Annotated in this window: 19 protein-coding genes, 1 tRNA gene and 1 pseudogene; 16 read left to right on the top strand and 5 right to left on the bottom strand. The window is 60.1% G+C overall.

All coding sequences use genetic code 11. The annotated features are described in order from the left end of the window. Positions 1-21: 21 nt before the first annotated feature. Entirely contained in the window at positions 22-1,011 is a 990-nt protein-coding gene (locus PSH59_RS15330) for a 2-hydroxyacid dehydrogenase (RefSeq protein WP_305393092.1), read from the bottom strand. 56 nt (positions 1,012-1,067) lie between these two features. After that, entirely contained in the window at positions 1,068-3,821 is a 2,754-nt protein-coding gene (locus PSH59_RS15325) for a response regulator (RefSeq protein ID WP_305393091.1), read from the bottom strand. 206 nt (positions 3,822-4,027) lie between these two features. Here PSH59_RS15325 and PSH59_RS15320 point away from each other — a divergent pair, with 206 nt between their 5' ends. Then, positions 4,028-4,756, top strand: a complete 729-nt coding sequence (locus tag PSH59_RS15320; protein WP_305393090.1) for a response regulator transcription factor — start codon at positions 4,028-4,030, stop codon at positions 4,754-4,756. After that, positions 4,746-6,113: a sensor histidine kinase gene (locus tag PSH59_RS15315; protein WP_305393089.1), complete on the top strand. Its 1,368-nt coding sequence runs from the start codon at positions 4,746-4,748 to the stop codon at positions 6,111-6,113. The genes PSH59_RS15320 and PSH59_RS15315 overlap by 11 nt, the downstream gene beginning before the upstream one ends. On the opposite strand, the gene PSH59_RS15310 is transcribed toward PSH59_RS15315, so the two are convergent. Then, on the bottom strand, positions 6,110-6,631 hold the full coding sequence (locus tag PSH59_RS15310; RefSeq protein WP_305393088.1) for a DUF2062 domain-containing protein: 522 nt from the start codon (positions 6,629-6,631) through the stop codon (positions 6,110-6,112). The two genes, PSH59_RS15315 and PSH59_RS15310, sit on opposite strands and share 4 nt — an antisense overlap. A gap of 135 nt (positions 6,632-6,766) precedes the next feature. Between PSH59_RS15310 and PSH59_RS15305 the strand changes: the two genes are divergently transcribed. From PSH59_RS15305 to murB, 8 genes are all read left to right on the top strand, one after another. Further along, positions 6,767-8,992, top strand: a complete 2,226-nt coding sequence (locus tag PSH59_RS15305; protein ID WP_305393087.1) for a DNA internalization-related competence protein ComEC/Rec2 — start codon at positions 6,767-6,769, stop codon at positions 8,990-8,992. 108 nt (positions 8,993-9,100) lie between these two features. After that, a complete protein-coding gene (locus PSH59_RS15300) occupies positions 9,101-9,736 on the top strand; it encodes a MotA/TolQ/ExbB proton channel family protein (protein WP_248079429.1) in 636 nt (211 codons plus the stop codon). Continuing rightward, on the top strand, positions 9,733-10,161 hold the full coding sequence (locus tag PSH59_RS15295) for a biopolymer transporter ExbD (RefSeq protein ID WP_305393086.1): 429 nt from the start codon (positions 9,733-9,735) through the stop codon (positions 10,159-10,161). The genes PSH59_RS15300 and PSH59_RS15295 overlap by 4 nt, the downstream gene beginning before the upstream one ends. Then, positions 10,161-11,171, top strand: a complete 1,011-nt coding sequence (lpxK, locus tag PSH59_RS15290; protein ID WP_305393085.1) for a tetraacyldisaccharide 4'-kinase — start codon at positions 10,161-10,163, stop codon at positions 11,169-11,171. Before PSH59_RS15295 ends, lpxK begins: the two co-directional genes overlap by 1 nt. Before the next feature lie 23 nt (positions 11,172-11,194). Further along, positions 11,195-11,380 (top strand): Trm112 family protein, encoded by a 186-nt coding sequence (locus tag PSH59_RS15285; protein ID WP_003174668.1) that lies wholly within the window; start codon positions 11,195-11,197, stop codon positions 11,378-11,380. Further along, on the top strand, positions 11,377-12,141 hold the full coding sequence (kdsB, locus tag PSH59_RS15280; protein ID WP_305393084.1) for a 3-deoxy-manno-octulosonate cytidylyltransferase: 765 nt from the start codon (positions 11,377-11,379) through the stop codon (positions 12,139-12,141). The genes PSH59_RS15285 and kdsB overlap by 4 nt, the downstream gene beginning before the upstream one ends. Further along, the gene (locus PSH59_RS15275) at positions 12,141-12,605 is read left to right on the top strand and encodes a low molecular weight protein-tyrosine-phosphatase (protein WP_305393083.1); all 465 of its coding nucleotides are present in this window, start codon (positions 12,141-12,143) and stop codon (positions 12,603-12,605) included. The genes kdsB and PSH59_RS15275 overlap by 1 nt, the downstream gene beginning before the upstream one ends. Beyond that, a complete protein-coding gene (murB, locus tag PSH59_RS15270; protein ID WP_248079419.1) occupies positions 12,602-13,621 on the top strand; it encodes a UDP-N-acetylmuramate dehydrogenase in 1,020 nt (339 codons plus the stop codon). Before PSH59_RS15275 ends, murB begins: the two co-directional genes overlap by 4 nt. 61 nt (positions 13,622-13,682) lie before the next feature. Here the strand turns inward: murB and PSH59_RS15265 are convergent, their stop codons facing one another. Further along, positions 13,683-14,354 (bottom strand): Bax inhibitor-1/YccA family protein, encoded by a 672-nt coding sequence (locus PSH59_RS15265; protein WP_248079417.1) that lies wholly within the window; start codon positions 14,352-14,354, stop codon positions 13,683-13,685. A gap of 152 nt (positions 14,355-14,506) precedes the next feature. On the opposite strand from PSH59_RS15265, the gene PSH59_RS15260 reads away from it, so the two are divergent. Together PSH59_RS15260 and PSH59_RS15255 are read left to right on the top strand one after the other, a co-directional pair. Continuing rightward, a tRNA-Ser gene (locus PSH59_RS15260) sits at positions 14,507-14,597 on the top strand. A 774-nt stretch (positions 14,598-15,371) separates the two neighbouring features. Next, positions 15,372-16,994 carry a methyl-accepting chemotaxis protein gene (locus PSH59_RS15255; RefSeq protein ID WP_305393082.1) on the top strand — a complete coding sequence of 541 codons (1,623 nt, stop codon included), beginning with the start codon at positions 15,372-15,374 and terminating at the stop codon, positions 16,992-16,994. A gap of 336 nt (positions 16,995-17,330) precedes the next feature. Here PSH59_RS15255 and PSH59_RS15250 read toward each other — a convergent pair whose 3' ends face one another. Beyond that, positions 17,331-17,789, bottom strand: a complete 459-nt coding sequence (locus PSH59_RS15250; RefSeq protein ID WP_305393081.1) for a helix-turn-helix domain-containing protein — start codon at positions 17,787-17,789, stop codon at positions 17,331-17,333. A 96-nt stretch (positions 17,790-17,885) separates the two neighbouring features. Between PSH59_RS15250 and PSH59_RS15245 the strand changes: the two genes are divergently transcribed. The 4 genes and pseudogenes from PSH59_RS15245 to PSH59_RS26400 all read left to right on the top strand — a co-directional run bounded on the left by PSH59_RS15245 (position 17,886) and on the right by PSH59_RS26400 (position 21,170). Then, positions 17,886-18,824, top strand: a complete 939-nt coding sequence (locus tag PSH59_RS15245; RefSeq protein ID WP_305393080.1) for an aromatic alcohol reductase — start codon at positions 17,886-17,888, stop codon at positions 18,822-18,824. Between the two features lie 199 nt (positions 18,825-19,023). Beyond that, positions 19,024-19,221 (top strand): hypothetical protein, encoded by a 198-nt coding sequence (locus PSH59_RS15240; protein WP_248079415.1) that lies wholly within the window; start codon positions 19,024-19,026, stop codon positions 19,219-19,221. A 323-nt stretch (positions 19,222-19,544) separates the two neighbouring features. Further along, positions 19,545-20,267, top strand: a pseudogene (locus PSH59_RS26405) (MCP four helix bundle domain-containing protein); the annotation flags it as partial. Between the two features lie 39 nt (positions 20,268-20,306). After that, positions 20,307-21,170: a methyl-accepting chemotaxis protein gene (locus PSH59_RS26400; RefSeq protein WP_370694433.1), complete on the top strand. Its 864-nt coding sequence runs from the start codon at positions 20,307-20,309 to the stop codon at positions 21,168-21,170. Positions 21,171-21,558: the final 388 nt, after the last annotated feature.

Raw genomic sequence — 21,558 nt, 5'->3', positions numbered from 1 at the left:
AGCCTGGTATATGACCGCTGATCATCCCTCTACGCGGTTTTGTGCACGGCCATCGGCCCAGGCCGCGATGTTGGCCAGGGTGGTACCGGCAATCGCCGCCAGGGCCTCGCGGGTCAGGAATGCCTGGTGCGCGGTGATGATCACATTAGGGAAGGTCAACAGGCGTGCGAGCACGTCGTCTTGCAGGGGCAGGTCGGAGCGGTCCTCGAAGAACAGCTGCGCTTCTTCCTCGTAGACGTCCAGGCCCAGGTAGCCGAGCCCGCCGTCCTTGAGGGCTTCGATCAACGCCGGGGTGTCCACCAGGCCACCGCGACCGGTGTTGATCAGCATCGCACCGGGCTGCATCTGCGCCAGGGACCTGGCATTGATCAGGTGCTTGCTGTCGACCGTCAGCGGGCAGTGCAGGCTGATGATCTGCGCGTGCGCCAGCAACTCGGGCAGGCTCACGTACCGCGCCCCCAGGGCCTGGACCTGCGGGTTGGGAAAGGGGTCGTACGCCAGCAGTGTGCAGCCGAAGCCGGCCATGATCCTGGCGAACGTTGCGCCGATCTGGCCGGTGCCGACCACACCGACGGTCTTGCCCACCAAGTCGAAACCGGTCAGGCCGTGCAGGCTGAAGTCGCCATCGCGGGTGCGGTTATAGGCGCGGTGCAGGCGGCGGTTGAGCGCCAGGATCAGCGCCACCGCATGTTCGGCCACGGCATGGGGTGAGTAGGCGGGCACCCGCACGATGGTCAGGCCCAGGCGTTTGGCGGCGGTCAGGTCGACGTGGTTGTAGCCCGCCGAGCGCAGCGCGATCAGCCGCGTGCCGCCATTGGCGAGGTGCTCCAGCACTGCTGCGCTGAGGTCATCGTTGATGAATGCGCAGACCACCTCGTGGTGTTCGGCCAGGGCCACCGTGTCGAGGTTGAGCCGGGCTGGCTGGAATTGCAGCTCCAGACCCGGCGGCAAGGGTTCGCCGAGGAAGCTGTCACGGTCGTAGGCTTGGCTGCTGAAAAGAATGACGCGCATTAAAAGCTCCCTGCAATGATTAGGTGAAGTCGCCTATGGCGCGGTTTCCATAAGCCTCAGGCACTGATCCGAGCTTCACTGGCCAGCCGGGCGATGGCCATTTCCAGTTCGTCCAGTGCGTTCATCGCCTTGGCGTCGTCCTGCTTGAGCAGGGTTTCCGCCCGTTGGCAGGCTGCGCGCAATTGCGGCACGCCACAGTAGCGCGTGGCGCCATGCAGGCGGTGCACGCGCTCGATCAGGGCGATGTTGTCATTGGCATCGCGGGCAACGTTGATGGCCTGGCGGTCGGCCTCCAGGGAGGCCAGCAACATGGCGAGCATGTCGGCGGCCAGATCAGCCTTGCCGGCGGCCAGGCGCAGACCTTCTTCATGGTCCAGCACCGGCACTTGTACGCCTGGACCAAGGCCTTCAGTGACGCGCTCCGGTGCCTGGTTACGCAGGGCCAGGCCGGTCCACTTCAACACCACCTGGGCCAATTGCCGCTCACTGATGGGTTTGGTCAGGTAGTCGTCCATGCCGCTTTGCAGCAAGGCACGTTTCTCGTTGGCCATGGCGTGGGCCGTCAGAGCCACCACCGGCAATGGCGTGCCATGGCGCTGGCTTTCCCATTGACGAATCGCCTCGGTGCTCTGGCGACCGTCCATGCCGGGCATTTGCACGTCCATTAACACCAGATCGTAGGTCTCCTGTTTTACCGCGTCGACCGCCGCATAGCCGCTTTCTACCGCACGCACTTTGGCGCCCATATCCTCCAGCAGAGTCTGCACCAGCAACAGGTTCGCCGGGTTGTCGTCGACACACAGCACCCGGGGGGCACGGCTGGACAACGGCTCGCCCGGCTCGTTGCGTGATGGGCGCGGGCTGATCAGGTCGGCCAGTGCACGGCGTAGTTTGCGGGTACACGCAGGCTTGGCCTGCAATTGGCTGTTGGGGTTGGGTACCGATTGGCTAAACAGCATCTGTTCGGTGGTCGGGCACAGTACCAACACTTTGCAACCCAGGTGTTCGAGATCCCACAGATGTTGGTTGAGGCGCTCGGGCGGTATGTCGTTGGCGGTCACGCCGAGTACCGCCAGGTCGATCGCCTGTTCGGTCTGATGGGCGCTGGTGATGCCGTTGGTCAGGCTCTCCAGCGTGTTGAACGGCGTGACTTCAAGGCCACAGTCTTCCAGTTGGTGTTGCAGGGCCTGGCGCGCCAGCTCATGGTTTTCCAGCACGGCGACGCGATGGCCCAGCAACGGCGCGCAGGGCAAGTCTTCGACATCATCGCGGGTCTTGGGCAGGTTCAGGCTGATCCAGAACTCGGAGCCTTCGCCCGGTGTGCTGTCGACGCCGATTTCACCGCCCATCTGCTCGATCAGGCGCTTGGAGATCACCAGGCCCAGCCCGGTGCCGCCGGGCTGGCGCGACAGCGAGTTATCCGCCTGGCTGAACGCCTGGAACAACGCACGCACGTCCTGGCTGGACAGGCCGATGCCGGTGTCCTGCACGCTGATGCGCAACTGCACGCTGTCTTCCTGCTCGTCTTCGATCATCGCGCGCGCCACGATGGTGCCTTCGCGGGTGAACTTGATCGCATTGCTGATCAGGTTGGTGAGGATCTGCTTGAGTCGCAGCGGGTCGCCCACCAAGGCCAGCGGGGTGTCGCGGTAGACCAGGCTCACCAGTTCCAGCTGTTTGGCGTGGGCCGCAGGGGCGAGGATAGTCAGCGTGTCTTGCAGCAAGTCGCGCAGGTTGAAGGGGATGCTGTCGAGTACCAGCTTGCCGGCCTCGATCTTCGAGAAGTCGAGGATCTCGTTAATGATGCCCAGCAGGTTGTCGGCGGATTTTTCGATGGTGCCCAGGTAGTCGAGCTGGCGCGGGGTGAGTTCGCTTTTTTGCAGCAGGTGGGTAAAGCCCAGGATACCGTTGAGCGGCGTGCGGATTTCATGGCTCATGTTGGCCAGGAACTCCGACTTGATGCGGCTCGCTTCCAGGGCCTCCTTGCGTGCCAGGTCCAGTTCAATGTTCTGGATCTCGATGGTTTCCAGGTTCTGGCGCACGTCTTCGGTGGCCTGATCGATGCTGTGTTGCAATTCTTCCCTGGCGTTTTGCAGGGTTTCGGCCATGCGGTTGATGCCTGAGGCGAGTTGGTCGAGTTCCTGGCTGCCCAACGGTGGCAGGCGGGTTTCCAGGTTGCCGTCCTTGAGTTGCGCCACGGCTTGCTTGATTTGGCCAATCGGCGAGTTGATCGTGCGGCTGATGCGCAACGCCAGGGCCGCAGTAAAAATCAGGCCGATGGCAATCAGTAACAGGCTCGCGAACAGGCTGCGATAGCCACGCAGCAACATGCCGTTGTGGGACAGCTCCACTTCAACCCAGCCCAGCAGCCGGTCGGCTTCATCGGGAATAAAGTCGCCCGCCAGGTTGCGATGGCGACCAAACACCGGCAGCAGGTAACGGGTTGCGTCGTTGCCGGTGCGCTGCAACAAGTGTGAACTGTTGCCCACCGGCGGTTGGTTGAGCATCGTCGGCCCGGCATGAGCGAGGGTCGCGCGGTCCGGCCCGAGGAACGATACGGCGCGCACGTCGGGCTGTTCCAGGGATTGCGTGGCTACACGTTCCAGCAGCTCGGTATTCTTGCTGCTCAGGGCCGGGGCCACCAGGGGCGCTAGTTGCTCGGCGATCATTTCGCCGCGCTGCAGCAACTGAGTCTGCAGCTCCGAGAGTTGCATCCAGGTGAAATAGCCCCCCAACAGCAGCGCCATCAGGCTGGTCGGCAATAACGTCAGCAACAGTACGCGGCCTTTTATCCCCATTCTTCTAAGCACGCCACTCTCCTGCTACCACACTGATATCAATCTTCCGCGCCGGCGTCCGGCCCGCGCCACCTGCGCAGTGTAGCCATTTGCGCGGCCCGCAATCTTGCAAATTAATGACAGGGCGCAATCTTCGGGCCATTCATTGCGCGGTGGCGATTGCCTGTGGCGGGGTAATCTTGAATAATCGCGTGATTGAGAATGACTTGCAGACGCTAATGAATCCCGCAGCAGTTGGCCTACCCAGTATCCTGACGATTGAAGATGATCCCGTGCTCGGTGCGTATGTGCATGAGCATTTGGGGCGCTCTGGCTTTCAGGTCACATGGTGCCAGAACGGCCAGCAAGGCCTGGAGTTGGCCCGTGAGCAACCCTTTGATGTGGTGTTGATGGATATCCTGTTGCCGGGGCTGGACGGGCTGTCGGTCCTCACCCATTTGCGGCGCAGTCATTCGATCCCGGTGATCCTGATGTCCGCCCTGGGCGCCGAAGCCGATCGCATCAGCGGCTTCCGCCTGGGGGCCGATGACTACCTGCCCAAACCGTTCAGCATGGTCGAGTTGCGCGTGCGTATCGAGGCCATCCTGCGCCGGGTGGCGCTGGATCAGCGGCCGTCGCAGGCCCTGGCGCCTGTGCGTGACGATGTGCGTAGCCTGCGCTTCGACGATGAATTGTGTGATGTGTTCTATCTGGAGCATTGGGCCGGCCTGACGCGCAGTGAATATCGTCTGCTGGAAACCCTGCACCGCAATGGTGACGAGGTGCTCAGCAAAGCCTTCCTTTATCAGCACGTGCTGCAACGCGGTTATGCACCTCACGACCGCAGCCTCGACATGCATATCAGCCAGATCCGCCGCAAGCTCAAGGCCATCGGTTACAGCGAGCGCGAAGTGCGCACGGTGTGGGGCAGGGGCTATGTGTTGAGCGGTCACGACCATGGGCTTTGAGGCATTGCTGAAACGGTTGCCGGGCAGGCATTCGTTATTCTGGAAGCTGGCCTGCCTGCTGATCGCCTTCTGTTTGCTGATGATCTGGCTCAGTTGGTCGTGGGGCCGCTACATGGAACAGAAGAACGCGTACCTGTCCGACGAGGCCAGGATGACCTTGAGTGGTTACGCGGTTGGCGCCGAACAGGCCTGGAATCGCGACGGCCCCGCAGGCGTGGATGAGTGGTTGCAGGCAATGGGCAAACAAGAAAGCACGTGGATTGGTGTGATCGGCAATGATTTGCAGTCGTTGAGCAGCTACCCGCTGACCGATACCGAAAGCCAGCGTCTGACGTTTTTGCGTGGCCTGGATTGGCCCGTCAGTCGGCATGTGAAGGGCTTGCCGTGGTTGAAGATCCCCTTTCCGGCCGAGCCGGGCGCCGGTTCGTTGGTGATCGAGTTGCCGCAGCGCTTTATGCCGGGTCGCTACCAAGTGTTCTGGCGGGTAGTGACCCGCGGCGTGATCCCCGGCCTGTTTACCTTATTGTTGTGCATTGGCCTGTATCGGTTGTTGATCATGCCCCTCAACCAGTTGCGCGAGCAGGCCAATGCCTGGCGCGCCGATCAGTTGAATACGCGGTTGTCCCATGACGCCACCAGCCGCCAGGATGAATTGGGTGAGTTGGGGCGCGCGTTTGACCATATGTCCGAGCGCCTGCAGGGCACGGTGGTGTTGCAGCAGCAGTTGCTGCGAGACATGTCCCATGAATTGCGCACGCCGTTGAGCCGTCTGCGCGTGGCCTGTGACAGTGAGCAGGACTTGACGCGTCTGCGTGAACGGCTGGGTCGAGAGATCGACGCCATGCAACGCCTGGTGGAAGACAGCCTGCAATTGGCTTGGCTGGACACCGAACGGGCGCCCCTGGCCCAAGAGGATATTCAGGTACAAGCGCTCTGGGACATGCTGCGCGAGAACGCCTGTTTTGAGAGTGGCTGGCCGGCGTCGCGCCTGCCTTGCCTGTTGCCGGCTGATTGTTGGGTGCGGGGTAACCTGAATGCACTGGCCCAGGCGCTGGAAAATATCCTGCGCAATGCGATCCGCCATTCTCCGCAGGACGGAGTGGTGTGCCTCGATGGGCGACGCGATGGTGAGTTCTGGCACATGTGGCTGGAGGATCAGGGCGGGGGCATCGACGAGGAGGACCTGGAGCGTATCTTTGCGCCATTTACCCGCTTGGATGGCTCGCGGCCTGGCGATGGCGGCTTTGGGCTGGGCCTGAGCATTGCACGCAACGCCGTGCAGCGTCAGGACGGCAGCCTGTGGGCGGAAAATACCGGCCAGGGTCTGCGGGTGCACCTGCGTTTGCCGGCGCGCTAGGCCTGATTGCGACGCTGTTTGCGTTTCTTCCACTGGTGCGCGACCCACCAACGCCAGTAACCCATGGTCAGGCAATAGGCCAGTGCACCGAGCACCATTCCCAGCACCACCGAGCCCAACAGGAAGGGCTGCCACAGCGTGCTCAGCTGGCCGCTGATCCATTCCCAGGTCAAGTCATCAGGCAGGCTGCGTGGCGGTACATTCATCAGCCAGGCGCCGGTCATGTAGGTGCAGATAAACACCACGGGCATGGTGATTGGATTGGTCAGCCACACCAGGCTGATGGCGATCGGCATATTGCCACGCACCGTGATCGCCAGTACCGCGGCCAGCAGCATCTGCAAGGGGATCGGTATAAAGGCTGCGAACAGACCCACCGCCATGGCGCGCGCCACCGAGTGTCGGTTCAGGTGCCAAAGGTTCGGGTCATGCAGCAAAGTGCCAAGAAACTGTAATGACTTGTGTTCCCTGATACTGGTGGGGTCGGGCATGTACCGTTTGAATAAGCGCCGAGGCATAAGGGGTCCAGGTCAGTTCGAGGGGCAAGTATGCGCGCATTCTATAAACAGAAAATTCAGACTTTGTGACAAAACATCATAGGGCACCCTGGTTGCCCAGCTATGACTGAGTGGATCACTTGAAAAGGATGATCCATGAAAACAGGGATGTTCGCATTGGCGCTGGGGCTGCTCGCCCTGCGTTTTTTGCCCGCGCTGCCAGCTACGGGGTGGCTGATAGCCATGTTGGTGTTGGCACTCATGTTGCTGCCGTTTCGCACCTATCCCGTGGCGTTTTTCCTGATGGGGCTGGGCTGGGCGTGCCTCAGCGCGCAATGGGCGCTGGATGACCGACTGCGGCCGGCGCTCGACGGTCAGACGCGCTGGCTGGAGGGACGTGTGATCGGCTTGCCGCAGCAGACCGCCAGCGGCGTGCGTTTTGAACTGGCCGACAGCCGGTCGCGCAACGCGCGATTGCCCACGCGCATGCGGGTCTCCTGGCACGGCGGGCCAGCGGTACGTAGCGGAGAGCGCTGGCGGTTGGCGGTGACACTCAAGCGGCCGTCCGGCTTGCTGAATTTCCACGGCTTTGATCACGAGGCCTGGCTGCTGGCCCAGCGCGTCGGCGCCACGGGGTCGGTCAAGGATGGTGAGCGGTTGTCGCCGGCGCGGCATGCCTGGCGCGATACGCTCCGCCAACGCCTGCTGAGCGTGGATGCCTGGGGCCGAGAAGCCGGGTTGGCCGCATTGGTGCTGGGCGATGGCTCCGGGATGGCGGCCGAAGATTGGCAGGTATTGCAGGACACCGGAACGGTGCACCTGCTGGTGATTTCCGGCCAACACATCGGCCTGCTCGCCGGGTTGGTTTATGGGCTGGTGGCGCTGCTGGCACGTTATGGTTGCTGGCCGCGCACCTGGCCATGGCTGCCGTGGGCCTGTGGCTTGGCGTTTGCCGCGGCGCTGGGCTACGGCTTGCTGGCCGGGTTCGGCGTGCCGGTGCAGCGGGCCTGCGTCATGGTGGGGTTGGTGCTTTTATGGCGATTGCGCTTTCGCCATCTGGGGTTCTGGTGGCCGTTGCTGCTGGCGCTGGACGGAGTGTTGGTCCTGGAGCCATTGGCCAGTCTGCAACCTGGATTCTGGCTGTCCTTCTCGGCCGTCGCGGTGTTGATTTTTGCGTTCGGCGGGCGTCTGGGGCCGTGGCGTGTCTGGCAGGCCTGGACCCGCCCCCAGTGGTTGATCGCCATCGGGCTGTTTCCGGTGTTGCTGCTGCTCGGTTTACCCATCAGTGTCAGTGCGCCGCTGGCCAATCTGGTCGCCGTGCCGTGGATCAGCCTGGTGGTGTTGCCGCTGGCACTGCTGGGGACTGTGCTGTTGCGGCTGCCGTGTGTGGGGGAAAACCTATTATGGCTGGCGGGTGGGGCGCTGGATGGGTTGTTCCGAGGGCTCGCCTGGCTTGCCGGGCAAGTGCCTGCGTGGATCCCGGCGGAGGTGCCTTTGGTGTACTGGTGGGTGAGCCTGGCGGGCGCGTTGTTATTGCTGCTGCCCAGCGGTGTGCCGTTGCGATTGCTGGGCTGGCCGATGTTGCTGTTGGCGGTCTTTCCACCGCGTGAACTGGTACCCCATGGGCGGGCAGAGGTGGTGCAACTGGACGTGGGGCAGGGGCAGGCGGTGATCCTGCGCACCCGCCATCACACCCTGCTTTACGACGCGGGGCTGCGCTCGGGAGCCTTCGACCTGGGCGCGCGCGTGGTGCTGCCGGCATTGAAAAAATTGGGTGTGGAGGCGCTGGACCTGATGGTGCTCAGCCACGCCGACGCCGACCATGCGGGCGGCGCGGCGGCCGTTGCCCGGGGGTTGCCGGTCAAGCGCGTCGTGGGTGGCGAAACCGAAGGCTTGCCCGCGTTTCTGCACACACAACCCTGTGTCAGCGGTGAGCGCTGGACGTGGGACGGTGTGTCATTCGAACTGTGGCAGTGGCCCGACGCCATCGCGGGTAACCCCAAGTCCTGTGTGCTTCAGGTGCAGGCCAATGGCGAGCGGTTGCTGCTCACAGGGGATATTGATCGCGACGCTGAACGGGCGTTTCTCGCCTCATCCCTGGCGGTACGCACCGATTGGTTGCAGGCCCCTCACCATGGCAGCCGCAGTTCGTCGTCGCGGCCTTTCCTGCAACGGCTGGCGCCGACATCCGTGCTGATTTCCCGCGGGCGCAGCAATGCCTTCGGCCATCCGCACGCGCAGGTCATGCAGCGTTATGAGGCATTGGGCAGCCGTGTCTACGACACTGCCGAGCAGGGGGCCGTACGCCTGCAATTGGGCGCCTTCGCACCGCCGGATGTTGCGCGCAGTCAACGCCGTTTCTGGCGCGAAGCGTTACCCTGATCCCGCGTTAACGCGCAGCGGAGCCTGCCACGGGCGACTCCAAGGCCACGAACCCTGCTGCCGAACCTATATGGTAAAGTGGCGCACTTTTTCGAGGGGACATTCACTGTGTGGGAATTGGTCAAATCCGGCGGCTGGATGATGTTGCCGATCATCTTGAGTTCCATCGCCGCACTCGGCATCGTTGCCGAACGCCTGTGGACCCTGCGCGCCAGTCGCGTGACCCCCGAGCATCTGCTGGGGCAGGTCTGGGGCTGGATCAAGAACAAACAGCTGGACAAGGAAAAACTCAAGGCCCTGCGCGCCGACTCACCGCTGGGTGAAATCCTCGCCGCTGGTCTGGCCAACTCCAAGCATGGTCGCGAGATCATGAAAGAGTGCATCGAGGAAGCCGCCGCCCGGGTTATCCATGAGCTGGAGCGCTACATCAATGCCCTCGGCACCATTGCCGCCATGGCCCCGCTGCTGGGGTTGCTGGGGACGGTGCTGGGCATGATCGATATTTTCAGCTCGTTCATGGGGGCGGGCATGAGCACCAACGCCGCAGTGCTGGCCGGTGGTATCTCCAAGGCGTTGATCACCACCGCAGCCGGCCTGATGGTGGGTATTCCATCGGTGTTCTTCCACCGTTTCCTGCAACGGCGCATCGATGAACTGGTGGTCGGCATGGAACAGGAAGCCATCAAGTTGGTGGAAGTGGTGCAGGGCGACCGTGATGTGGACCTGGTTGGGGACAAAGCGTGAAATTTCGCCGCAAGCAACGGGAAAATGTCGATATCAACCTTGCGTCGCTGATTGACGTGGTGTTTATCCTGCTGCTGTTTTTTGTCGTCACCACCACCTTCACCCGCCAGACCGAGTTGCGCGTCGATTTGCCGGAAGCCGTGAGCGGTTCGCCGGCCGAAGACCAGGAAGTCAAGCAACTGGACATCGCCATCAGCGCCGACGGGATGTTTTCGGTGAATAACCAGTTGCTGGAGAAAAATGACCTCGCCAGCCTGATGGCCGCGCTGGAGAAAGCGTCCGGGGGCGATACCAAGATGCCGCTGTCCATCAGTGCCGATGGCAAAACCCAGCACCAGGCCGTGATCACCGCGATGGATGCGGCCGGCAAGCTCGGTTTCAGCCATCTGCGCATGAGCACCGTCGAGGCGGCGGGCCAACCCTGATGGCCATGTCTGATCGTCTGCTCAAAGCCTGGTATGAAGGCCATCCTGCGCTCATCCTGTTACGGCCGCTGGAGGCACTGTATCGCAGTGTGGTGCTGCGCAAACGTGCACGCTTCGTGGCGGGCGAGGGCGATAGTTATCAAGCGCCGGTGCCGGTGGTGGTGGTCGGTAACATCACCGTGGGCGGCACCGGCAAGACACCGTTGATCCTGTGGTTGATCGACCACTGCCGACGCAGCGGCTTGAAGGTGGGCGTGGTCAGCCGTGGCTATGGCGCCAAGCCGCCAGCGTTCCCGTGGCGAGTCGAAGCCAGCCACAGCGCCGAAGTGGCCGGGGATGAACCTTTGCTGATCGTGCAGCGCTGCGGCGTGCCCTTGATGATCGATCCGGACCGCAGCCGTGCGGTCAAGGCGCTGCTGGCAACCGACAGCCTGGACCTGATCCTCTCCGACGACGGCCTGCAACACTACCGCCTGGCCCGCGACCTTGAACTGGTGCTGATCGACGCCGCCCGTGGTCTGGGCAACCGTCGTTGCCTGCCGGCCGGGCCATTGCGTGAGCCGGTAGAGCGTTTGCACAGTGTCGATGCGCTGCTCTATAACGGCGCTGCCGGCGACCGCGAAGATGGCTTTGCCTTTCGCCTCATGCCAACGGCGCTGGTCAACCTGCAGACCGGCGCGCGTCAGCCCGTGGATCACTTCCCCGTCGGCCAGCAGGTGCACGCGGTCGCGGGCATCGGTAACCCGCAACGTTTCTTCAATACCCTTGAAACGCTACACTGGCGGCCGATCCACCATGCTTTTGCCGACCATGCGCCTTACAGCGCCGAGGTCTTGAATTTCAGCCCGTCGTTACCGTTGGTCATGACCGAAAAGGACGCGGTGAAGTGCCGCGCCTTTGCCCAGCCGCACTGGTGGTACCTTGCGGTAGATGCAGTGCCGTCGCCGGCGTTCGTCGCCTGGTTCGACACGCAACTGATGCGCCTGCTGCCCGCCCGACTCTTGCCTTAAACGCTTCTTTCCAGGAAACACTCATGGACACCAAACTGCTCGACATCCTCGCTTGCCCGATCTGCAAAGGCCCGCTCAAGCTCAGCGCCGATAAAACCGAGCTGATCAGCAAGGGCGCAGGCCTGGCTTACCCGATCCGTGATGGCATTCCGGTGATGCTGGAAAGCGAAGCCCGCACCCTGACCACCGATGAGCGCCTGGATAAATGACCACCGCCTTTACCGTTGTCATTCCCTCGCGCTACGCATCGACCCGCCTGCCGGGCAAGCCGCTGCAATTGATCGGCAGCAAGCCGATGATCCAACTGGTGTGGGAGCAGGCCTGCAAAAGCAGCGCCGCACGTGTGGTGGTCGCCACCGATGACCCGCGCATCATCGAGGCCTGCAAAGGCTTCGGCGCCGAAGCGGTGCTGACCCGCGAAGACCACAACTCTGGCACCGACCGTCTGGCCGAAGTGGCCGCGCAGTTGGGCCTGGCGCCGGACGCCATTGTAGTCAACGTGCAAGGCGACGAGCCGCTGATTCCGCCGAGTGTGATCGACCAGGTGGCCGCCAACCTGGCCGCCCACGGCGAAGCGCGCATGGCGACCCTCGCCGAACCGATCGAAGACATCGAAACCCTGTTCAACCCGAACGTCGTGAAGGTGGTCAGCGATATGAACGGCCTGGCCCTGACCTTCAGTCGCTCGACCTTGCCATGGGCGCGTGACGCCTTTGCCAAGCGCCCTGACCTGTTGCCCGAAGGCGTGCCCTATCGCCGTCACATCGGTATCTACGCTTATCGCGCCGGATTCCTGCATGACTTCGTCAGCTGGGGCCCATGCTGGCTGGAAAACACCGAATCCCTGGAACAACTGCGTGCGCTTTGGCACGGCGTGCGTATCCACGTGGGCGATGCACTGGAAGCGCCGCCTGCCGGCGTTGACACCCCTGAAGACCTTGAGCGCGTGCGTCGCCTGCTGGGGGCCTGATGGAGGTTTTGTTCGTTTGCCTGGGCAATATCTGCCGCTCGCCCACTGCCGAAGGTGTGTTGCGCCATAAATTGCGCGAAGCGGGACTGGCCGGCCAGGTCGAAGTTGCCTCCGCGGGCACCGGCGAATGGCACATCGGCAATCCGCCAGACCAGCGCAGCCAACGTGCGGCGCTGGTGCGCGGTTACGACTTGTCGGCTCAGCGCGCACAGCAGGTGACCCGCGCCGACTTTGCGCGCTATGACCTGATCCTGGCCATGGACGCCAGCAACCTGCGTAACCTCAAGGCACTGCACCCTGGGCAGGGCAAGGCCGAGCTGGACTTGTTCCTGCGTCGTTATGCCTCGGAAGTGGTTGAAGTGCCAGATCCTTATTACGAAGGTGAGCAAGGCTTCGAGCGGGTCCTGGATCTGATCGAGCGCGCCTGTGATTTATTGGTAATCGAATTGAAGGGGCGGTTATGACCTTGCAAGTGCTTGCGCAGGTATCGCTCAAACCATTCAACAGCTTTGGCCTGGATGTGCGTGCGCAGCTGTTCGCCGAGGCCCACACCGACGCCGATGTACGTGAAGCCCTGGCTTATGCGTCGGCGCAGGGGTTGCCGTTGCTGGTGATCGGCGGCGGCAGCAACCTGCTGCTGACCCAGGACATTTCTGCTCTGGTGCTACGTATGGCCAGCACCGGCATTCGCGTGCTGCACGATGACGGCGAGCACGTGGTAGTCGAAGCCGAAGCGGGCGAGGCGTGGCACCCGTTTGTACTGTGGACCCTGGAGCAGGGTTTCTGCGGTCTGGAAAACCTCAGCCTGATCCCGGGCACCGTTGGCGCGGCCCCCATGCAGAACATCGGCGCCTACGGTGTGGAGATCAAGGACGTATTCGCCGGCCTTACTGCGCTGGACCGCCAAACCGGTGAGCTGCGGGACTTCAGCCTGCAAGAGTGCAACTTTGCCTACCGTGACAGCCTGTTCAAGCACGAAACCGGGCGTTGGCTGATCCTGCGCGTGCGCTTTGCCCTGAGCCGCGCCAGTCACCTCAAGCTCGACTACGGCCCCGTGCAACAGCGCCTGGCCGGACAGGGCATCACCGAGGCGACGCCGAGCGATGTCAGCCGCGCCATCTGCAGCATCCGCCGCGAAAAACTGCCGGACCCCGCAGTGTTGGGCAATGCCGGCAGCTTCTTCAAAAACCCGCTGGTGAGCAAAGACTTGGCTCAAGAGCTGCAGACGCTGTATCCGGACCTGGTCGCTTATCCTCAGGCGGATGGGCAAATGAAGCTCGCCGCCGGCTGGCTGATCGACAAGGCCGGCTGGAAAGGCTTTCGCGAAGGCGATGCGGGCGTGCACAAGCTGCAAGCGCTGGTGTTGGTCAACTATGGCGGCGCCAGCGGGCACGACATCGCCAACCTGGCCGAGCGTATCCAAAGGGACATCGCCGAGCGTTTCAAGGTCGAGCTGGAAATGGAACCTAACAAGTACTGATGCCCTGAAAACAAAAATGCCCCGCATCTTTCGATACGGGGCATTTTTATGCGGCTAACAATCAGTCGTCACGGCTCATGATGCCGAAGATCTGTAACAGGCTGACAAACAGGTTGTAGATCGATACATACAGGCTCACGGTGGCCATGATGTAGTTGCGCTCACCGCCGTGGATGATCGCACTGGTCTGGAACAGGATGCACACGGAGGAGAACAGCACAAAACCCGCGCTGATCGCCAGTTGCAGACCGCTGATCTGGAAGAACATGCCCGCCACTACCGCCGCCAGCAACACGAAGAAACCGGCGGTGATGAAACCACCCAGGAAGCTCATGTCCTTACGAGTGATCAGCACGTAGGCCGACAGACCACCAAACACCAGCGCCGTCATGGCAAACGCCGAGCTGACCACTTCCGCACCGCCAGCCATGCCGAGGTAACGGTTGAGGATCGGGCCGAGGATAAAACCCATGAAACCGGTCAAGGCAAACGCCGAGACCAGACCCCAGGCCGAGTCACGCAGCTTGTTGGTCAGGAAGAACAGACCATAGAAGCCGATCAGCACGACAAAGATATTCGGGTAGCCAACGTGCATCTGCTGCGCCACAAACGCCATCACGCCGCTGAATGCGAGGGTAAGGGCGAGCAAGCCATAGGTGTTGCGCAACACGCGGCTGACTTCAAGCTGCTCAGCCTGCGCGTTGCCATTCACTGCGTAATTCTGTTCGCGCATGGCGACACTCCTTCGGTTTTGAAACGTTCAGTCGCAAAGATCATAACAGACGCTCTGTAACAAGCTATGGCGAGAGTTTGACAGTGTGTTTCATTCGGGTATTATGGCGCCCGCTGAGACAGGATGGCTTACTATAATCCTGTGACGCACAAGGGAAATTGGCAGAGTGGTTGAATGCACCGGTCTTGAAAACCGGCGAACGTTAATAGCGTTCCCAGGGTTCGAATCCCTGGTTTCCCGCCAAGATTCAAACGAAAGCCCCGCGATTGCGGGGCTTTTGCGTTTTTGGGGTTTGGTGCAGCAGTCGTCTATCGCCTGATCGTTTGCGCATGATTCAGGCAGTTCCGCAAATCTTTACAAATTGCCGTTTGCGCAAGGGTGACCTAGCTGCGATCAGGATCAACAACGCGCCAGCGAATTATCCGATACCCAGCACAACCACGCTTTCTGCGCGATCGTCTTGCTACTTCTGGCGTCCGGCTGTAACTCCTTCTTGAGTCCATGTACTCAGCCAACTGCGACATTGCGCCTATCATCCGGCGCCGCGGGCTGATCCCGCTGCTGGGAAGCACAAGCCAGTCGTATGTGCCTTCACCAAGGTTCATGCTGGGCAAAGCCATGACTGTATGCAGTCCTCTGGTTTTTGACCTGGTGTGACGTGAGGCAACGAGCTTTAGAGGCGAAAAACCGTGGCGGCGATCATGTGTTTGATCCAATCGGTGCGGCTCAATGCAAGTGATCCTATATCAAGCACATTGACGCGACTGCCAATGCTCCGGAGGAGTGAGAACGATCAGTTGTTTGCGCACAGATGGCAGCGGGTTTAATAACGCAAGACATGATGCGCGGACTTTTGTCTTGAAGCGCACTTTTGCAAATTGATGCCTGTTGAGAGTGCCGCTAAAGCTACGGCAGTAGTTGCCGATAAAAAAATGAAGTCGATACGGCTCATACGATCTTTGCATTAAAAAACTAAACGTCCGAGCGAAGGATGCTCCACCATTCGAGTGCATACATATGTACAGCAAACTCAGTATTTCCCAAAAGCTGTACCTTAGCTTTGCCACCATCGTAGTTCTGCTGGGCATCCTTGTCATCAGCGCATACCGTGGTTTTGGACAGGTAGACAGTGCGATTAATAGCAACGTCCACAGTTATCGCGTGTTAAGTCAGTCCCAGGTCGCCCTAGAACAGTTGATCAATATTGAGACCGGCATGCGCGGCTTCGTCATCAGCGGCAAGGACAGCTTTCTCGAACCCCAGATTGTCGGTGAAAGTGAGTTCTCAAGCAGTCTTGCGACGCTCAAAGAACTGACGATTGATAACGCGCAGCAGCAGAAACGGCTTGCTTCATTGGAGCAGCTACAAAAGCGTTGGCTGGACGAAGACGTCCATTCGATCATCGCTCAACGGCGTGAAATAACACAGAACGGCACCTCCGGGGATTCGCTGAATCAGCGCATAAGCAGGGGCGCAGACAAAGCCAAAATGGATGACATGCGCGGCATTATTGCAGAACTTTCGCAGGCGGAAGACGTTCTGCTGGCAAGCCGCACTCAGGAGATGAACAACGCCAAAGATCGCGCGATTACTATTCTGGTGGCCGGTGGTTTGATTGCTGCCTTTCTGGCGGTCATCCTCGCCTATGCTTTAGGCCGCACCACGCGTGCCCGCCTGCAAGTAGCTATAGACGCGGCGACAGCGGTTGCTGAAGGTAGATTGGACGCCGTGATTGATACTAGCAGCAGCGATGAGCTGCCCAAGGCGTTTGATCGCATGCAAACGCGCTTGCGGGAAATGATCCAGCAGATCAATAAAGCCGCCAGTCAATTGATTGAATCCGTTCAGAAGATCTCAGGGGCTTCGGAGCAGCTTTCCAGCGCGGTAAGCGAACAATCAAGTGCTGCATCCGCGATGGCGGCCACTGTTGAAGAGCTTACGGTAAGTATCAACCATGTCTCCAACAACGCAAACGAGGCCGGTGGCCTCGCTAATCGCTCTGGTCAGCAATCAACAGATGGATCCACCGTTATCCAGAACACCCTAACCAGCATGAACGGTATCGCGAAAACCGTGCAGCATGCCTCGACCAAAGTGTCAGAGTTGGGCCAACATTCTGAGCAGATATCTACAATTATCAGTGTCATTCAAGGCATTGCGGATCAAACTAATCTCCTCGCCCTCAACGCTGCCATTGAGGCTGCTCGGGCTGGTGAGCAAGGCCGCGGCTTTGCAGTCGTGGCCGATGAGGTGCGTTTGCTGGCGCAAAACACTGGTAAATCCACCAAAGAAATTGCCAGCATGATCGAAAAGATCCAACTCGGAGTCCGTGAGACTGTGGAGAGTATGCGCAGCGGTGTGTTGGAAGTTAGCCAGGGAGTAGAAATGGCTGAGTCGGCTGGTATGGCTATTACCGAAATTAGCGAAAGCTCTGGTCAGGTACTCGTGGTAGTCGAACAGATTTCGCTGGCCTTACGTGAGCAAACAGCTGCCAGTCAGGACGTCGCTCGTAACGTCGAGCGCTCGGCACAGATGGCTGAGCAAAACAATCTTTCTGTGCAAGATCTTCTGCGCGCCAGTAATGATTTGAACCAGTTGGCGATAGGACTTAAACAGGAAGTAGGTCAGTTTCGCTTGTAAGAAAGTGTCCGAAGTTTTTGTCCGGTTTGAGTCGCCCCTCACTCTCTAAACTCATCTGAAACTTTCGAACGCTAACAACGTCCCCAAGGTTCCAACCCCTGGTTTCCCGCCAAGATTCAAACGAAAGCCCCGCAATGTGGGGCTTTTGCGTTTCGGCGTTTGGCAATGTCAGCCATCAAATTCAACAACGGCAACCGAAACACTGCGCTCAACCCCACCGGCATTGCTGCCGCACCATGTGATCAACTGGCAAAACGAGGTGATGATGGTCACCGACGCAGCACGCGAGTGAGATGGGCCCGATACGGCCTAAACACACTTCTTGTAAAACGACGCCTAGTCAGGCACTTGTGAACCCAATGCAGGCGATGTGGGTATCTGCCATGCAGGTTGCTTGTCATCCTGGCTGTCGAATATGCCGCGCGCTTTGCGGAAGTCCTCCACGTTCTCGACGACCCACGTCCAGATAGGCGACATACGGATCAACAGTTCCCTGCCCAGCGGCGTCAGTTCGTACTCGACGCGTGGCGGAATTTCACCGAATGTTCGCCGAGCCACCAAGCCGTCCCGCTCCAGCGAGCGTAGCGTTTTCGTCAGCATCCGCTGGGTCACGCCTGTCATCTGCCTTTTTATTTCGGCATGACGCATGGTGCCGTACACCCCAAGGGCATGCAGGATGCCCAACGACCAGCGGCTTCCTGCGTGAGCCAGCACTTCTCGTCTGACCCCATCATCGTCTTCCCTGAGCGTTCGGCAGATGGCTTCTGCCTGGCTGAGAGTCTCCTGATCGGTCATTTCTTTCTCCGGTATCACAGGTGTGCCTTCTTACGAGCGCCGCCGAATCATGCAACGATTTATCGATCTTACAGGCAACCTATCTCAGGAGAAATCATGACCGAAGTCACCCGACGTTCCCCCCAATCCATTCTCGTTCTAGGCGCTGGTGAGCTTGGGTTTGCGGTTTTGCGGCATCTTGCGCGAGTAGCAACGCGCGCCCCTGGTTCCACCATCAGCGTCCTGCTACGGGATTCGACCATCAACACCCAGGTACCCAATAAAAAGGCCGAGCTCGATGAGCTTCGGGCGCACGGTATCGAAATGGTGGCGGCGGATCTGGTGAATGATTCAATCGATCAACTGGCTGAAGTGTTCGCGCGCTTCGATACCGTTATCGGCTGCGCAGGCATGGTTGCAGGCCGGGAGACGCCGATGAAGCTCGCTACAGCGGCGCTTAAATCCGGTGTGAAGCGCTACTTCCCATGGCAGTTTGGCGTCGACTTTGAGGTCATCGGCCGAGGCAGCCCTCAGGATCTGTTCGATGCGCAGCTTGATGTACGTGAATTGCTTCGCGCCCAGGATGAAACTGAGTGGGTCATCATCTCCACAGGCATGTTCACCAGCTTCCTTTTCGAGCCTGTTTTCGACGTGGTCGATTTTGAAAACGATACCGTGAACGCGCTGGGCACTCTTGAGAACAGCGTGACGCTCACGACGCCGGAAGACATTGGGATGTTGACCGCAGAAATCGTGTTCTTCGAACCCTCGTTCCGCAATCAGATTGTGTATCTGTCGGGCGACACGGTGACGTACGCAGAGGTGGCCAGTGTTCTTGAGCGAGTACTGGGCCGCCCGTTCGCCCGTAATGTGTGGACGGTCCCGTACTTGCTCCACGAATTGGAGAAAGACCCAACGCATCACATCAAGAAGTACCGCGCGGTATTCGCCCAGGGCAAGGGCGTGGCGTGGCCTAAAGCGGGCACTTTCAACGAGCAACAGTCGATTCCAGTCACGACCGCCGAGGCGTGGGCTCGGGCGCACCTGACGTCTTGAGCTGGCGGTTCCGATGCTACGCTCGCCGGTCGTTTACTTTTCTGCACCCCACAGGCAGCAATGGGATTTGATCTTAGCGCCTCGCCCCCCCGCGGCGCTCTTTGCTTTGGACCGTTCGTCCACCGCCCGGCACTCGCCCGGGTGTTGCCACTCCCATGTTTAAGCGCGGATGTCCCGAGCGTAAGAGCGGAGAGCCAGCATGGAAATTAATGAGAATGCCCCCGGCAACCTGTCACAGCAGGCGGTAACACGCGGCACAGACAATGAAACAGGGCACGACCCCAAGCGTGATGAGGATAAGATCCCATTGCCACCTGACGACGAGGCGCCTCTCGAAGAGGATATGTCGGACGTTGATGCTGCCGATTCCGTGGCGAGCGAACACCCCGACAACTGACGCGCTTCAGATCATCGGACCCGGCCATTGAGTCGGGTTTTTTTTGTCACGGTGCGGGTGATCCGCGCGTTCGGGGTAGGGATTTTCCTATCCGGTTTTCCAGTATCCCTACCCCAGAATAGGGATGATCTGATGGTTGCAATGCCATCATTAAGCCATTATTTCTCGAAGGTTGAGCTGCCGATCTGACTGCGCGACAGGTTGATGATGTCCTGCCAAAGGCTGCGCTAACTCAATGACTGGCTGGCTTGCAGCTTCCGCAAGCTTGGTTGATTGCCTGGACGGAAACACACCAGGCACCGACCTCTCCAAGAGAGATAACAATGAACGTCAGGAATATAAACCTCGCGCCCAGGTCTGCCATCTTCTTCTCGCTGATTATCCTGGTGGTTTTTGCGCTGGGCATTGTCGCAGTGATGCAAATGGGCAAGCTTCGAGAGTCGGAGCAGGATGTCGAAACCAATTGGATGGCCGGGATTCGTGATATTGGAAAGTTGCAGACGGGCGTCTTGCGCCTGCGCCTTGAAAGTATCCGTATCACCGTGACCGCCGATGAACAACAGCGCCAAACCCGCATCGCGTCGTTGAGCGGCTACCGCAACACGCTTCAGAACACCATCAGCGCGTATGAATCGTTGATTTCCGGACCGGTGGAGCGTGAGCTCTACCAGGCAGTGGTTGGCGATGTGCAGCAGTATTTCAAACTGTTGGATGAGCTGGAGCCATTGCTGCGAACTGGTGATAACGCCGCAGCCATTGCCCTGATCAATACCCGCATCAGTCCGATGACCAATACCATGCAAGACAAGCTGAACAAACTCGCGGACTTTAACGATGAGGGCGCCAAGCATTCAGGCCAGGAGGCTGCTGCAACGTACAGCACGGGTGTGACGCTGGTGATTGGCCTGCTGCTGGCGACCGTCATACTCACCGTGGTGTTGGCGGCGGTGTTGACCCGCAGCATTTCGGCACCGATCAGCGATGCCTTGGCCGTAGCCGAGCGCATCGCCGACAGCGACCTGTCACGGGAAGTGGTGATCAGTGGCCGTGATGAAGCCGGCCGCCTGCTGGCCGCTTTGGCGAAGATGCAGCGCAACCTGCGGGAAACCATCGCTCGTATTGCCGATTCCTCCACCCAATTGGCGTCAGCCTCTGAAGAAATGACTGCCGTGACCGAAGAGGCCAGCCGCGGGTTGGTGCGGCAGAACGATGAAGTCAATCAGGCCGCGACCGCAGTGACCGAAATGAGCGCCGCGGTGGATGAGGTGGCTCGCAATGCTGACGCCGCCGCTCAATCTTCTCGCGAGTCCATGGAATTCACGCGCTCGGGTATCGAGAATGTGGCGCAGACCCTCAAAGCCATCGAAAGCTTGGCGGGCAACGTTGCCAGCACGGGGGATCAGGTCAAGGCGTTGTCTGGCAGGGCCCAGGACATCAGCAAGGTGGTCGAGGTGATTCGCGCGATTGCCGAACAGACCAACTTGCTGGCGCTGAACGCGGCCATTGAAGCCGCCCGTGCCGGCGAGCAAGGCCGTGGCTTTGCGGTGGTAGCCGATGAGGTGCGTGCGCTGGCTCACCGCACCCAGCAGTCGACCCAGGAAATCGAGCAGATGATCAGCGCGATTCAGGCGGACTCGACCCAGGCCGTGGGTGCCATGAACGTCAGTGCCCAGATGGCCAGCAGCTCAATCGCGGTCGCGCAGAATGCCGACCTTTCGCTTAAGCAGATCGCAGAGGCCATCGCCCAGATCAACGAGCGCAACCTGCTGATCGCCACCGCTTCCGAAGAGCAGGCTCAGGTGGCCCGCGAGGCTGACCAGAACCTGACCAGCATCCGCGAACTGTCGGTCCAGAGTTCGGCAGGCGCCAGTCAGACCGCCAGCGCCTGCGGCGAGATGGCCAACCTGGCGATTGAACTCAATCACTTGGTGGCGCGCTTCAAGGTCTGAAATAGGGGCACAGGTCTACGCTTGCCGCACCCGCGGCAGGCGTGGAGGGCAGTTTTAATCGCAATCAGCAAAAAAGCTGAGCCACCGAAAGCAGGCAAATCACCTGGACAAACATTTGTGCTCGAATGGGATGTCTCATTGCCGTCACCTCATTTACAACTGCTGTTGATAATGCCGTAGCCGGTGTACATGTACGCGCCAGGCTGTTCAATAGGCTCAACCGCCACCCTGGCTCGCCAACCACACACGCAACTGATCGAGGAAGTATAGACGCTCAATAGTATTCGTCATGAAACGCTCTGGCGCGCGCTTCTTACAACTATCTGCCGGCGCTCACTGCACTTTTTTTGATTTCCTGGCTCTATCTTTGTCCCAGCCCCGTCGATTT

The sequence above is a fragment of the Pseudomonas sp. FP2309 genome (assembly GCF_030687575.1).
GTDB lineage: Bacteria > Pseudomonadota > Gammaproteobacteria > Pseudomonadales > Pseudomonadaceae > Aquipseudomonas.
This window is presented reverse-complemented; position numbering and strand designations above follow the sequence as displayed.